Annotated in this window: 12 protein-coding genes; 3 read left to right on the plus strand and 9 right to left on the minus strand. The window is 74.4% G+C overall.

What is annotated here, in order from left to right; translation table 11 throughout:
• Nucleotides 1-187 precede the first annotated feature (187 nt).
• Complete coding sequence (locus NBH00_RS10795; protein WP_254573339.1) at nt 188-457, minus strand: hypothetical protein; 270 nt, start codon at nt 455-457, stop codon at nt 188-190.
• Here NBH00_RS10795 and NBH00_RS25235 point away from each other — a divergent pair.
• A complete protein-coding gene (locus NBH00_RS25235; RefSeq protein WP_302182732.1) occupies nt 457-969 on the plus strand; it encodes a cytochrome P450 in 513 nt (170 codons plus the stop codon). The two genes, NBH00_RS10795 and NBH00_RS25235, sit on opposite strands and share 1 nt — an antisense overlap.
• Here NBH00_RS25235 and NBH00_RS10805 read toward each other — a convergent pair.
• Genes NBH00_RS10805 through NBH00_RS10840 form a run of 8 tightly spaced genes read right to left on the minus strand, consistent with a single transcriptional unit; the run spans nt 939 to nt 10,936 of the window.
• On the minus strand, nt 939-2,357 hold the full coding sequence (locus NBH00_RS10805) for an MlaD family protein (RefSeq protein WP_254573341.1): 1,419 nt from the start codon (nt 2,355-2,357) through the stop codon (nt 939-941). The genes NBH00_RS25235 and NBH00_RS10805 overlap by 31 nt on opposite strands.
• Nucleotides 2,357-3,640 (minus strand): MlaD family protein, encoded by a 1,284-nt coding sequence (locus NBH00_RS10810; protein WP_254573342.1) that lies wholly within the window; start codon nt 3,638-3,640, stop codon nt 2,357-2,359. The genes NBH00_RS10805 and NBH00_RS10810 overlap by 1 nt, the downstream gene beginning before the upstream one ends.
• Nucleotides 3,637-5,166, minus strand: a complete 1,530-nt coding sequence (locus NBH00_RS10815) for an MlaD family protein (protein ID WP_254573343.1) — start codon at nt 5,164-5,166, stop codon at nt 3,637-3,639. Before NBH00_RS10815 ends, NBH00_RS10810 begins: the two co-directional genes overlap by 4 nt.
• A complete protein-coding gene (locus tag NBH00_RS10820; RefSeq protein ID WP_254573344.1) occupies nt 5,163-6,602 on the minus strand; it encodes an MlaD family protein in 1,440 nt (479 codons plus the stop codon). Before NBH00_RS10820 ends, NBH00_RS10815 begins: the two co-directional genes overlap by 4 nt.
• On the minus strand, nt 6,599-8,032 hold the full coding sequence (locus NBH00_RS10825; protein WP_254573345.1) for an MlaD family protein: 1,434 nt from the start codon (nt 8,030-8,032) through the stop codon (nt 6,599-6,601). Before NBH00_RS10825 ends, NBH00_RS10820 begins: the two co-directional genes overlap by 4 nt.
• Nucleotides 8,029-9,345 (minus strand): MlaD family protein, encoded by a 1,317-nt coding sequence (locus NBH00_RS10830; protein WP_254573346.1) that lies wholly within the window; start codon nt 9,343-9,345, stop codon nt 8,029-8,031. Before NBH00_RS10830 ends, NBH00_RS10825 begins: the two co-directional genes overlap by 4 nt.
• Nucleotides 9,342-10,148, minus strand: a complete 807-nt coding sequence (locus tag NBH00_RS10835) for an ABC transporter permease (RefSeq protein WP_254573347.1) — start codon at nt 10,146-10,148, stop codon at nt 9,342-9,344. Before NBH00_RS10835 ends, NBH00_RS10830 begins: the two co-directional genes overlap by 4 nt.
• Nucleotides 10,145-10,936: an MlaE family ABC transporter permease gene (locus tag NBH00_RS10840; RefSeq protein WP_254573348.1), complete on the minus strand. Its 792-nt coding sequence runs from the start codon at nt 10,934-10,936 to the stop codon at nt 10,145-10,147. The genes NBH00_RS10835 and NBH00_RS10840 overlap by 4 nt, the downstream gene beginning before the upstream one ends.
• 215 nt (nt 10,937-11,151) lie before the next feature.
• On the opposite strand from NBH00_RS10840, the gene NBH00_RS10845 reads away from it, so the two are divergent.
• The gene (locus NBH00_RS10845; protein ID WP_254573349.1) at nt 11,152-12,033 is read left to right on the plus strand and encodes an SDR family oxidoreductase; all 882 of its coding nucleotides are present in this window, start codon (nt 11,152-11,154) and stop codon (nt 12,031-12,033) included.
• A complete protein-coding gene (locus tag NBH00_RS10850) occupies nt 12,030-14,195 on the plus strand; it encodes an LVIVD repeat-containing protein (protein WP_254573350.1) in 2,166 nt (721 codons plus the stop codon). The genes NBH00_RS10845 and NBH00_RS10850 overlap by 4 nt, the downstream gene beginning before the upstream one ends.
• Nucleotides 14,196-14,238: the final 43 nt, after the last annotated feature.

A 14,238-nucleotide genomic window follows, 5' to 3' on the forward strand; every position in this document is an offset into this window, starting at 1 on the left:
ATGCTGCGAGGCGCCCCGGACGGGATCGCCGCTACGGCTCGCGCTACGCGCTCACCTCCGCGACGACCCCGTCCGGGGCCTGATCCCTCACAACGAAAGTGTCAACGCCTCCACGGGGTCCGCGCCACTGCGGTCGAGCGCGAGCGTAAGCGTGGTCCGGCGAGCGCGCCTTCGATGGCGTAGTCGATCAGGCGGTGAGTGAGCAGCGTCCGGATCCGCCCTCGCGCGTAGCGTCGAGCGTCTGCTGGGAGCGCGGCGACTCGGCGCCGAGTTTGTCGCGGTCGTCGACGAGCAGGGCGATGTCCTCGAGGTCGCGGCTTTGGAGGACGTCGTCGTTGCCGCGATCGGCGAAGGCCTCGAGCTTGAGGACGAGCAGCCACGGGCCGGGACGGCGCGGATGTCGACGCCGTCGGCGACCGGGACGGCCGTCGCGGCAGCGGTGGCGTCGGCGAGCCAATGGCCGCTGAAGCCGGCGAGCTCGTGGCGGACGGGAACGTCGTCGAGCGTGAGGCCGGTGGCGGGGCGTCGCCAGCGGCAGATGACGCCGCTCTCGATGTCCTCGCGGAACCCCCCGGTTCGGCGCTCTCGCCCGCACCGACGCCTCGATGCTCGCGCGGCTCGACGTGGCGGCGGACGCGGGCGACGACGCGTACTTCGACGCGGTCGCCGCGGAGACGCTGCGGGCTGCGGCCGCCCGGGATCTTCACGTTCCGGACCGTGGTCGCGCCGTTCGAGCTGGACGACGAGACGCCGGTTGCTCCTGGCACGATCCTCGCGCCGGTGATCGCCGCGGTCCACCGCCGGCCCGACATCTACCCAGAGCCCGATCGCTTCCTCCCCGATCGCTTCGTCGGCATCAGGCCCGGCACCTACACCTGGGTGCCGTCCGGTGGCGGCGACCGCCGCTGCCTCGGCAGTGCGTTCGCGATGTTCGGACCTCACGGCGGGCTGGGCAGCAGCCGCGGGTAGGAGGCGACGTGCCCGCGATAGTCGTACGGGCCCTGGAGGAGGCACGGCGGTGCGCCGGTCCCCGGCGGGATGACCGGAACGACCGGGGGGTTGTGGACGTTGTCGCAGCTCCAGGCGCGCAGGCCGCCGTGGGCGAGGTCGCCGAGGCTGCCGGGCCGCGGGTACGGGTTCTGGCGGCTGCTCGGCAGCTGCTTGGAGAGGCCGCCGACGATCTCGTTCCACACGAGCGGAACGGCCTTGGCGTAGTGCTGCCGGTTGCCGTTCTGGTCGGTGACGTACGGGTTGGCCAGATCGTCGAGGTTGGCCGCCGCGGCGATGAGCAGGTTCGGGTCGACGGCGAGGAACTGGAGCGCGGGCAGGAACGAGCGCAGCGCGGCGTGGGCGGCGGCAAGGGTGGGGCCGCTCCGCCGGACCGTGCGCGTCGCCGCCGGCAGCCCCCGGTGCGCGGTCCTCAGGACCGGTGTGGCGGCGTTGAACAGGCGCTCCACGCTCGGGAGGGCGCGGCGGGTGGCGGTGAGCGCGGGCCGCAGGGCGCGGGCGGGCGGGACCAGTGCGCGCGTGGCCGCGTCGAGGGCGGGGACGCTGCGGTCGAGCTGCCCGGCGGTACGCCGCAGCTGTGCGAGCGTCGGCGGGAGGTCGCGGACGACCCCGGTGAGGTCGCGGTCGCGGGCGGCGGTGGCGGCGAAGACCGCGTCGCCCTGGGTGATGAGCGCCCGGACCGCGCCCTGGCGGCGGCCGACCGCCTCGAGCACCGCGCCGCCGTGGTCGATGATCGCGCTCAGGGCGCTGCGCTGGTGGTCGAGCGCCGTCGCCGCGTCGGCGAGCGAGCCGGCGGCGCCGGGCGCGTTCCCGAGCGCGTCGCTGAGGGCCGGGCCGCGGCCGCGGAGCGCGCGGGCCCAGCCGGCGGCGAGCGTCCGCACGCCCGCGCGGGTGGCGGGGTCGAACGTGTCCAGGACGTCGTCGAGCCGGGCGACGTCGGCGACGTTGGCGGCGGCGAGCCGGCCGCCGTCGGGGACGGCCGGGGCGGAGGGCGTGCCGAGCGTCATCTGCAGGTAGGCTTCGCCGAGGAGCGACTTCAGCCGGGGGATCGCGTGGGCGTCCGCATGGAGCGGAACGTAGCGGCGCTCGAGCTCGGCGGTGACGCGGGCGCCGCGGCCCGCGGGCGTGACGGCCGTGACGTGCCCGACGTCGACGCCGGCGACGCGGACGGCGGCGCCGACCTGGAGGTTGGAGGCCTGCTTGAGGTCGACGGAGAAGGGGTAGCCGCGGGCCTGCAGCGGCACCGAGCCGCCGAACGACCGCCACACGGCGAGCGTCGCGCCCCCGCACAGGAGGGCGAACACGAGGAGGCCGACGACCGTCTGCCAGCGGGGGGCGTGGGTCTGCATCACTTGCCTCCGGTCTTCGGGCACAGCGGGGTCGCGCTGAGGACCGGCGTGAGCGCGACGGCGGCGGGGCCGAGGCCCTGCAGCTCGGCGCAGCTGACGAAGACGGTCGCGCGGCCGACGACGCCGTGGGCGTCGCGGATCGACCCGAGCGAGTTGAGGTTGTGGAAGGACCACGGGAGCCAGTGGAGGAAGCCCTCGTCGCTGCCAGGCGGGTTGTAGGCGAGCTCGTTGAGCCAGGCGTTGGTCATCTTCAGCGAGTTCGTGAGCCCGGGGGCCTCCGCGTCGAGCGACGTGATGCCGGGTCGCAGGTCGTCCACGAGCGGCGTGACCTCGCGGGCGAACGGGCGCAGCTGCGTGGCGAGGGTCGTGGCGGCGCGGCCTGAGAACGGCCCGAGCGTTCGCAGGGTCGCCGGGAGGCCGCGGACCCCGGGGGTCAGGGCGCGCAGGGTGGGGGTGAGCTCGTCGGCCAGGCGGCCGCCGGAGTCGAGGGCATGCTGCGCCGTGGTGAGGGTCGCGGGCAGCTGGGCGACGGCCCGGCGCAGCTCCGCGTCGTGCCCGGCGACGGCGTGGAGGGTGGCGCTGCCTGCTTGCACGAGGGTCTGGAGCCGGTGGTCGTGGCCGGCGGCACGGGTGAGGACGGCGAGGTTGCTCACGAGGCCCGACACGGCGGCGCTGCGCCCGCGCAGGGCCGCGGCGATCCGGTGGGCCTGCGCGGTCGTGGGGCCGAAGGAGCGCAGCGCGCGGCGGAGGTCCAGGCCGCGGCCGTCGGTGCCCTGGGCGACCGACCGCAGCAGCGTCTGCAGGAAGGCGCGGGTGTCGGCGTCGAGGGCATCGAGCAGGTCCCCGAGGTCGGCCGGCGAGGTGGCGTGCGCGGCGGCGATGGTGCCGCCGGCCGGGATTGCGCCGGCCTGCGGGGTCCCGGGCGTGAGCTGGAGCTCGAGGTCCTTCAGGGGCGTGATCGGGCGCAGGGCCACGGCCGCGTCCCGATAGACGCGGGGGAGCTGGCCGCGGTCGATGGTGAGGGTCAGCCGGGCGCGGCCGCCGGCGAGGCGGGCGCCGCTGATGGTGCCGACCGGGACGCCGGCGACGGTCACGGGCTGGCCGGCCGACGGGTCCACGCCGTCGGCGGCGGGGAGCAGGACCGAGAGCTCGTACGTGTCGGCCAGCGGATCGGGGAAGCGCTGGTGGGCGAGGATGTAGACCGTGGTGGCGACGCCGGCGATCGCGACGAGGACGAGCACGATGATCGCGCGGGACTGGCGGCCCAGGAGGCGTTCGCTCATCGGCCGGCGCTCGCTCGGTCGTGGGCGGCCTGGACACGCTGGACGAGGCTCCGGAAGGCCTTTAGGGACGGCGGGGTCGCGTGGGTCGCGGGGCCGACGGTCTTGAACGAGCGGGGGGCGCCCGTCCGGCGGCGGCTGCCGAGGTCCGGGAGCGCCTGCTCGGCGCAGGGGGCGTCCGGGCGGAACGGCGGGCTGACGCCGGGCCCGAGCCACAGGGGCGCGGTCCCCTGGATGTCGGGGGAGATGGCGGTGACGGTCTCGGCGAGGCTCGGCAGGAGCGCGGTGACGGTCTTCTCGCCCGCGGCGGGGGAGATGCGCAGGGCCTTGCCGTTGGCGTCGAAGGAAGGGTTGGCCCCCGAGGCGCTCGCGAAGGCGTGGACGAGGTCTTGGTAGACGGGCCGGCCGCTGGAGAGCGGCCCGTCGGGGATCTGCTTCTTCAGCGTCGGGGTGACGTTGCGGCCGATGCACGAGGTGGCGGCGGTCACCTGGCGCAGCAGCGGGCGCAGGCGGCGCTCGAGGCCGGGGAGGTGCTGGACGAGCGGGCTCGCCGCGGTCACGAGCCGGGGGAGCTCACCGGGCGCGGTGAGGCGCGCGAGCTGGGTGACGAGCCGGGAGGCGCCGGCGAGGGCGCGCGGCGCGGCCCGGAGGGCGGGTCGCAGCGCGATGGTGAAGGTGCGCAGGACCGGGAGGGCGGCGTCGATCCGGGTGAGGTTCGCGGGGGCGGCCCGTAGCAGCGCCCGGGCGGTGGTGAGGCTCTGGCCGAGGGCGCCGTCGTCGGCGACAAGCGCGTGGGCGACGCGCTCGGCCGAGGTCACGGCGGTGGTCAGCGCGGCGGGGTCGGCGGCGAGCTGGGTGGTCATCCGGGCCCCGTCGCCGACGAGGTGCTGCAGGTCGCCGGGCCGGCGGCCGACGACGGCGCGGGTCACGGTCGTGAGGTCTCCGAGCGCGGCGTCGAGCTCGCGGTTCGCGTCGCGGAGGCCGTCGGCGCCGGTCCGGCCGTCGGGGCCGCCGAGGCCGGTCGCGAGCGCGTCGGTGGCGTGGGTGAGCGATGACCGCGTGGGGGCGTCGAAGGTGTCGAGGGCCTGGTCGAGCTGGACGGGGCCGCGGGTCTGCGTGGCCGGGATCGTCGCGCCGGGGGCGAGGACCGGCTGGGCGGGCGACCCCGGGTCCAGGGCGACGGCGAAGTTGCCCTCGAGGATGAGCCGCGCGACGATCCGCACGCGGGCGTCGCGGTGGATCGCGCCGGCCTTGTCGTTCAGGCGCATGGTGACGATCGACGTCCCGTGGGGGCCCGAGTCGACGTGGGCGACCTCGCCGACCTGCAGCCCGGCGATGCGCACGGGGTTCCCCGGCCGCAGCTGGGGCGCGCTGCCGAAGGCGGCGCGGAGCTCGACGTCGGACCCGAACGGCAGCTTCGGGGTGAAGATCAGCGCGCTGACCAGGACGAGCGCGGCGAGCGCGAGCAGAGCCGAGCGCACCCTCGTGTCCTGGCCGCGGCTGCGGGTCTTCGTGCGCCGGAGCCTCATGGGGCGGGCGGGGTCGGGGTGAGGAGGCCGGCGGCGGCGAGCCGCTCACGGACGCCCGCGGGCGGTGAGGTCACGCGGGTGTGGTTGCTCTGGCGGCCGGGCGGGTTGCTCAGGATCTGCTGACCGGGCACGTACGGCTCGTTGCCGGTCTCGCACTCCTGGTAGTCGTTGATCGGGTCGGCGTTCGAGTGCAGGTTCGCGGCCGGCCGGCTGTTCTGGAAGGCCTCGTTGTCGGCGCCGAGGGTGCCGGCGGTGATGAGCTCGAAGCCGAGCTCTGGCGTCCCGGTCCCGCCGATGACCGAGCTGCCGTTCTCGCCGAAGATGCCGAAGACGTTGCACTGCACCTGGGCGGGCGTGACCTTGCCCAGGAAGTCGCGCAGCGCGGCCATCGCGTCGGTCGCGCGGCGCAGCGTGCCGCTCGTGTCGGGGTCGTGGGCCAGGGTCCTGACGGCGGCGAAGGTGCCGCGCAGGTCGGCGGCGGCGGGCGGGGTGGCGCGGAGCGGGGCGACGCCTGCGGTCAGGGTGCGCGCGAGCGCGGTGAGGGTCGGGCCGACGTCGCCGGCGGCCGGCCGCAGCAGGCGGGCCAGGCGCGTGAGCCGCCGCAGGGGCGGGGTGAGCCGCTCGGCGGCGCGGGTGGTCGTGGCCATGGCCCCGGGGGCGGTGACGATCACGCGGTCGAGGGCGCCCGGTGGCCGGCCCACCGCGGCCATCGTGGTGGCGGCGCCGGAGAGGAGCCCGCGGAGCGGCTCGCCGACGGGACCGAGCGCCTGCGCGGCCGCCCCGCTCGCGGAGAGCAGGCGCGGCAGCCGGGCCCCCGGCGAGCCGGCGGTCATGAGCACGCGGGTGGCGGGCGGCAACAGGTCGCCGGCCCCGACGATCGTGTCGTTGACCGCCGTCCCGCGGCCGGCCAGACCGGCGGCCGTGTCGCGGATCCCGGCCTGGACGGCGCGCGCGGTGGCGTGGTCGAAGATGTCCAGCAGGTCGGTCGCCTGGACGCTCGTGGTCGTCCGGTCGGTCGCGAGGGTGGCACCGGACCGCAGCCGGGCGGCGCTCGTGCCCGGTTCGAGCTCGAGGTAGTTGGCGCCGAGCGGGGAGGCGGAGCGGATCCGCAGCCGGGTGTCGGCCGGCAGGGAGTGGAAGGACGGCTGCAGCGCGAGCTCGAGCCGGGCGGCCGGGGGCCGGGTGCCCTCGCCCGGCACGGCGGTGATGCGGGCGACCTGCCCGACCCGCAGCCCGCCGACCCGGACCGGGTCGTGCGCGACGAGGCGGCCCGGGTCGGTGACGAGCACGAACAGGCGGAAGTGGCGCTGCAGCGGCAGGCCGTCGCTCGCGTGGTATGAGATGTACGTGACGAGCGCCATCACCGCGAGGGCGGCGGCTCCGAGCGCGCGGTGGTCGGGCGCGCGGCGGCGCGTGGCGGCGGGTCGCGCGGTCATCCGAGGAGGTGGTGGAGGAAGGCGGCGAGGCCGCTGTCGCCCTTGGCGTCCCCGGGCGTGATGCCCGGGAGGGTGATCTTCGGCAGGGGCAGCTTCGGCAGCGTGAGCTTGGGGACGGGGAGCGCCGGCGCCGGGCCGGGGGACGCCGGCGTGGCGGCGGCCGGGGCGGGCGCGGCACCCGGCGCCTGCGGCCGGGCGCGCCGGCCCTTCTGCGCGGGCGCCGCCTTGGTGGCGGCGCCGCCGGTGTGGCCATAGGTGCCGTCGCAGCCCTCGGTCGTCGGGATGACGACGCAGGGTGACCCCGTGACCTGCGCGGTGACGAGGTGGCTGAGCTTGTCGTACGCGCCCGAGGTTGCGGCCACGTGGTAGAAGAAGGTGAGCAGCGACTCGGTCGCGCCACGGTCGCGCAGGCTCGCCAGGAGCTGCTCGAGCAGGACGTTCGGCCGCGCCGCGGCGGCGCCCAGGCGTGACAGGCGACGGGCCACGGGGCGCGCCGGCGCGATCGTGGTGCGCCCGGCGGCCGCGGCGCTCCCGAGGGCGGTGAGGGCCGGGTCGGCGGCGGCGACGAACGGCCCCAGGCGCCGGCTGACCGCGGTCAGGCCGGGGCCGGCGGTGCGCAGGCGGCTGGCGAGCGGCGTGGCCTGGGTGGCGAAGGCGTCGAGCGTGCGCAGCGCGTTCCGGGTGGCGTGCAGCAGGCGCGGCAGCCGCCGGACGCCGTCGGCCAGCGGAGCCCGGCGACGGGCGGTGACGGCGGCGACGTCGGCGGTCCGGTCGACGAAGCGGGTGACCGAGCGGGCGTCGTGCGCGACCCGGGCGACGACGCGGTCGGTCTGCGTGACGGCCTGGGCGACGGTGGCCCGCTGGGCGTCGACGATCCCGAGCACGCGGTCGGCCTGGGTGAGGGCCGGGTTGGCGCGCCGCAGGATGGCGTTGAGGTCCGCGCCGCGCCCGGCGGTCGCGAGGCCGAGCTCGTCGAGCACGATCTGCAGCCGCTGGCTCGTCGGCACCGCGAAGACGTCGAGGAGGTCCTGCAGCGACACGGGCACCGTGGTCCGGGGCAGCGGGACCAGGGGGACCGACGAGCGCGCGGCGGTCGCGAGTTCGGCGGGCGCCGTGCCCGGGGTGCACTGGACGTACTTCTCGCTGATGAGGCTCTCGGGGAGGATCTGGCAGCGCGCGTCCGCGCGCAGCGGGGCCGAGGCGCGCGCGATGTCGAACTCGACGCGGGCCTTGAAGTCCGGGGTCAGCCGCACGCGGCGGACGGTCCCGACGCGGACCCCGGCGATCTTCACGGCGCTCCCGGGGGAGATCCCGCCGGCGGTGTCGAAGATCGCGGCGGCGCGGTAGGTGCCGCCCCTGCCGTCGCGGGTGCTCAGCACGACCACGAGGACGGCGACGGCGAGGAGCACGATGCCGGCGCCGCGCCTCACGGGTGGTTGTCCTTCAGGTCGCAGAGGCCGGGCGTCGGGACCCAGACGTTGGACTTGTCGGGGGCGGGGGCCGCGCCGCCGCCGGGACAGGGGGCGATGGCGTCCTTCTGCACCTCGAGCGCTCCGGGGATCTTGAAGCCGGGGAACGCGCTGAAGAGCCCGCTCGGCGCGACCTCGGGGGAGCCGACGAAGATGATGCGGCCGTAGTGGCCCTGGGCGTCGTAGTTGGCGGACGCGACGCCGCCGAGGCCGCCGAACACGCCGAGGACGAGGTCGGGCATGTACACGCGCAGCGCGTCGAGGATCGGCAGCGAGGAGGTCAGCGCGGGGGCGGTGGCCCTGAAGGCGGGGAGCGCGTCGCGCTGCAGGGGGCGCAGGCCGCGGAAGGTGGCGCGCAGCGCCGGGGCGAGCGCCACGAGGCGGTCGGCGACCGACGCGACCCGTGCGGAGGCGGTCGGCAGGCCGCGGAGGAGGCGGTCGAGCGGCGGGGCGGTGGCGGGGACCGCGCGCAGCGCGGCGCGGACAGCCGGGGTCGCGCGGTCGACGAGGCCGAGCGTCCGGGTGGCGCGGGGCAGGACGGCGTGCAGCCGGGTGATGTCGTCGCCGAGCGCACGGCGCCGGCGGGCCACGGCGGTGAACAGCTGGGCGGTGCGGGTGACCGCGTCCTCGAGGGCCGGCGGGCGGTCTGCGAGAGCGGTTGCGGTCGCGCCGGTGGTCTGGACGAGGCGCTCCAAGGCCCCGCGCTCGGTGGTCAGCTGGCCGCCGAGGTTCGCGGTGGCGGCGAGGGCCGGGCTGAGCTTGGCCAGCACGCCGTTGAGGTAGCGCGACCCGGAGCCGGCGTACAGCTCGTCGCCGTGCCGGACGAGGGCCTGCACGTCCCGCCGCAGCGTGGGCGTGAAGGTGTCGAAGACGGCATCGAGGTCGACGATGCCGCTCGTGACGTTCGTCCTGAGGGTGACCGGGGCGGGCAGCGCCGGGGCCGTGTCGGGTCCGGGGACGAGGTCGACGAAGCGGTTGGTGACGCCAGCCTGGCCGTTGGCCCGGATGCGGGCGCGCGTCCCGGAGCGCAGATGCGCGTACCGTGCGTCGGCGATCGAGAGCACGACGTCGGCGTGCCCGTCCGGAGTCAGCGAGATGTCCTTGACCGACCCGACCTTGTGGCCGGCGACGGCGACGACCGCGCCGTCGACGAGCTGCCCGGCGTCGGTGAACTCGGCGTGCACGATCGTCGCGCCGCCCGGGCGCAGCACGACGACGGCGACCGCGAGGACCGCGAGGGCCAGCAGCGCGACGGTGATGCGGCGGGTGGTCATCCGCCGATGGGCAGCCGGGGGCTGCCGCCCCAGAAGAGCTCGCTGGTGAGGATGCCGACGAAGTGGATCCCGAGGAGGTTCACGAACATCGACTGGGCCGCGGCGCGCCCAACCTCGACCGGGCCCCCGCGGACCTTGTAGCCGTAGTAGCACCCGACGATGACGACGAACGTCGCCATGAGCGCGCCCTTGGTCGCGGAGAACAACAGGTCGGTCGGGTTCTGGAACTTCCAGAAGAGCTCGAGGAACCCGGCCGCCGACGTCTCCTTGAGCTGCACGACGACGGCGATGTAGGACCCGAGGAACCCGACGGCGAGGGCGAGCGGGTAGATGAACGGGAAGACGATCCACGTGGCGAGCACCCGCGTGGAGGCGAGGTACATCCGGGAGTTCATCCCCATGACGTCGAGCGCATCGATCTCGTCCGAGATGCGCATCGTGCCGAGCTCGGCGACGAAGCCGGTGCTGACCTTCGCGGCCATCATGTACGCGAACGCGTAGGGCACGAGCTCGCGCAGGTTGCCGAGCCCGGCGAAGGCCCCGGCGACGGCGGGCGCCCCGACGGTCCGCGCCCCGTAGACCCCCTCGATGCCGAGGACGAGGCCGAGCGCGAGCGAGAGCCCGAGCAGGACGGCGAGCGAGCCGTTGACGAGGATGCCGGCCTGGCGGAGCGTCTCGCCGAGGTAGGGGACCATGCGCCGGCTGAGCGTGTCGCGTGTGACGCGCGCGCCGAACTCGACAGCGTCGCCGAAGGTGGTCAGCCAGGCGGGCGCGGCCGCGCGGCGCCGGGGGGCGGTGCTCACCTGACCTCCGAGAGCCCGGGATGCGTGGCGAGCAGCAGCTGCCCGTAGACGTAGTCGATCGCGCCGATCGCGAGGAAGCTGATGACGACCGAGCGGTTGACGGCACGGCCGACGCCCTCCGACCCGCCGGAGACCGAAAGGCCCTGGTAGCAGCAGACGATCGCGATCGTCGCGCCGAAGATGAGGCACTTGACGTACGAGCCGAGGAGCTCGGTGACGTTCGCCGCGGCGCGGAAGTTCGCGAAGAAGGGGCCGAGCGGCTGGTGGTTCTGGATCTCGACGAGCGTCGCGCCGGCGACGCCGGCGAGCAGCGCGAGGACGTTGAACAGGAGCGAAAGGGCCACGATGACGAGGAAGCGCGGCACGACGAGGCCCTTGACGACGTCGACGCCGAGGACGCCGAGGGCGTCGATCTCCTCCCGGACCTTGCGGGCGCCGAGGTCGGCGCAGAGGGCGGTGCCGACGACGCCGGCGACGACGATCGCGGTGACGAACGGCGCGAACTCCCGGACGATGATGAGCTCGTAGAGGCCGCCGAGCCGGTCGAGCGCGCCGAACAGCCCGAGGAACCCCGCGCCCTGCACCCCGGCGGGCCCGAAGGAGAACGCGAACGCGGCGGCGATGAGCGCGAACCACGAGCGGCCGAGCGCGAAGCGGAACTCGGTCACGAACTCCGCGCCGTAGGAGTACGGGGGGCGGACCGCCGCGCGCAGGACCCGGCCGCCGAGCGCGAGCATCCCGCCCGTCTCGCGGGCCAGGCGGCTGGCGCGACCCGGCTCGCGGCGCATGGCGGTGGGCGCGCTCGCGGGTGCCGTGGGCAGTGGTGCCGGCAGTGGTGTGGACGTCGACCCGATCAGCTGATCCTCACCTCGCCGCCATCGGGTGGCCACATGCCGAATGGGGGGACCACCCCCGACGTTCGGCACGTGGTCGGCGTCACGGCGAGCCGCCAGGCTCGGAGACACCGCAGCACCGGATCCAGATCGAGAAGACGAGGTCGACCATGCAGTCCAGCAAGACACCGCTACGCGGCCGGGTGGCCGCGGTCACGGGAGCAGCTCGCGGCATCGGTCGTGCGACCGCTGCCGCGCTCGTCCGCGAGGGCGTAGCCGTCGCGATCGGCGACCTGGACCTCGCACTGGCCGAGCAGACCGCGCGGGAACTCGGCAACGGCACCCTCGCGTTGCGCCTGGACGTCACCTCGCGAGCATCGGTGCGGGCGTTTCTCGATGAGGTCGAGGACCGGCTCGGCCCGCTGGACGTCCTGGTCAACAACGCTGGGATCATGCTCGTCGGCCGGCCGCTCTGGGAGGAGGACGACGAGGCTGCCCGCCGTCAATACGAGGTCAATGTCAACGGCACGTTGTACGGGATCAAGGAAGCCGTCCCCCGGTTCCGTGCGCGCGGGCACGGGCATATCGTCAACGTGGCGTCGGGGGCTGGGCTGATCGGCTTTGCCGGCGGAGGCTCCTACTGCGGGACCAAGCACTACGTGATCGGCGTCAGCGAGGCGCTGCGCGCGGAGCTGCGCGGAAGCGGTGTCGAGGTGTCCTGCGTCATGCCCGCGGTCGTGAACACCGAGCTGGCCAGTGGCGGCGGAGCGGTCCGCGGCCTGCGCTCGGTCGAGCCCGAGCAGGTCGCCGACGCGATCGTGAACGCCGTGAAGGGCCGTCGCTTCGACGTGTACGTGCCGCGCGAGCTCGAGGTCCTCGACCGTCTGCAGGGGCTGCTGCCGCGGCGCGTCTTCGAGGCGCTGCTGCGCCTGAGTGGTGGCGCCGACCTGCTGATCCGGATCGATACCGCTGCACGAGCCGAGTACGAGCGGCGCGCGTTCGCCTCTGCGGGGGCCGTCGATGATGAGCCTTGGACGGTGTCGGCCCCATGAGTCAGAAGCTCATGCACGGCGGCGGGCATCATGCGCAGTTACCGGCTTCGCCGCGACGACCCGTCCGCGCCGTGCTCGTGCTCGTCACCACGACCCTGCTCATGCTGGGCGTGGACGTCGGCACGGCGGCGGCCCAGAACGGGTTCGCGGCCGGCGAGTTCTCCGGCCTACCGGACGGTGCCATGAGCGCACCCGTCTCCCCGGCGAGGGTGTTCGAGGGGCCAGTGGCGCCGGCGACGTGCGGACCGGGGTCGAGCGTGGAAAATGGGCTGGATGGTCAGGTCCCGCTCGCCGACCGGCTGGACGGGCGGAGCAGCAAGGGCTATTCGTGCAACCTGAAGCTCGTGGGTCAGTACCAGGGGGAGGGCTCCAGCTGGGTCAGCCAGTCCTACGGCGCATGTGCGTACATGTCCACGCGGTGGCCGGACACCGAGAAGTCGCGCGGCGTCCAGGTGCTCGACGTCTCGGACACGGCGCATCCGACGCTCGCGGGCACGCTCACGAGCCCCGCGATGCTGGGACCCTGGGAGTCGCTGAAGGTCAACTCGCAGCGAGGCCTGCTCGCCGCCGCCTTCGGCGGCCCGATCATAGGCGACGGCTTCGTGGAGATCTACGACATCCGGACAGATTGCCGCCGACCACGCCTCCTGGGCTCGATCTCGGCCGTTGACCTGCTCCGGCACTTCTCCGGTGAGCGTTCGGATGTCCCGACAGATCTCAACGCCGCCACGCTGCTCGGCCACGAGGGCAACTGGTCGCCGGACGGCAACACCTACTGGGTGAGCAGCTTTGTGGGTGGCGTCGTCACCGCGATCGACGTGCGCGATCCGTCGGCCCCGAGGATCGTATGGACGGGCAGCACCGGGATCATCAACCACGGCTTCTCGCTCAGCCAGGACGGCAACACCCTCTACATGGCACAGGTCGGCAACCTCGCCGAGACGATCACGGGGGCGCCCCTCGGCGCGTTTCAGGGTATCGAGCCCAACGGCCTGAAGATCTTCGACGTCACCGCGATCCAATCGCGCGCAGCACATCCGACGATCTCGCCGCTCGGCCACGCCTATTGGACCGACGGTGGCATCGGCCAGATGTCGATCCCGATCAGCTACGGATCGCACCCGTACCTCGTGTTCGTCGACGAGCTCAACGAGGGCGGCGCCCGGATCATCGACATCGCCGACGCACAGGCGCCAAGGGTGATCTCGAAGCTCAAGCTGCAGATCCAGATGCCGCAGAACATCGACGTGGCCAGGCGCGACGTCGGCGGCACAGGACCGTTCACCTACGACAGTCACTACTGCACCGTCGACCGCCAACAGGACCCGACCACCATCGCCTGCGGGTACTTCGACTCCGGTGTTCGCGTGTTCGACATCCGAGACCCGTCCGCCCCGCGAGAAGTCGCGTACTTCAATCCGCCGGCCCAGCTCGGCAGGAACGGTGAGCTCAAGGGCTCCGAACACGCCGGCGGCCCCGGAGTGATCGCGCTGACAGCCCTCTTCCACGGAGGCGACGCTGCCGGGCATCCGCAGGTGGGCGGGGCACTGCCGATCCTCAACACCGACTGGTGCAGCTCACCGCCGGCGTTCGTCCGTGACCAGCTCTGGGTCACCTGCCAGGACAACGGCTTCATGGCCCTGAAGTTCACCAACGGCGCGTACCCGATCAAGCCCGGGTGTCCCAACTCCGTCGGGCCCGTCTCCGGCGCGGGCATCGGGCCGGCGCGCCTCGGCAAGACCCGAGCGGCGACCCGACGGCGCTTCGCTCGCGATCAGGTACGCAGCACCAAGCACACCGACACGTTCTGCCCGGGCCGGGCCGGGATCCGGATCGGCTACGCGCCCTACCGACTCGTGCGCACCCTCGGCCATCGCCAACGGCCGTCGCTCGCCGGCACGGCCGTGCTGATCACCACCGCGGACCCTCGCTCAGCGATCCTCGGAGCCAGGCCGGGCGCGAAGGTCACCGGGCTCACGGCTGCTCTGCGTCACGCCGTCGGCGTCAGGCACAAGGACGAGGTCTGGTACTTCGTCGACCGAGGGCGCGTCACCGCTGTGCTCAGGACACGACGCGGAAGGGTCATCGAGATCGGGATAGCCAACCGGCCTCTGACCAGATCTCGGGCAGCAGCACGACGCTTCGTGGCGACCTTCGGCTGACGTTGCATCCTGAACCACCGCAGCGCCCCCGGGCACGCGGCGG

Origin of the sequence: Paraconexibacter antarcticus (assembly GCF_024220175.1) — a bacterium.
In the GTDB taxonomy this organism is placed as follows: domain Bacteria; phylum Actinomycetota; class Thermoleophilia; order Solirubrobacterales; family Solirubrobacteraceae; genus Paraconexibacter; species Paraconexibacter antarcticus.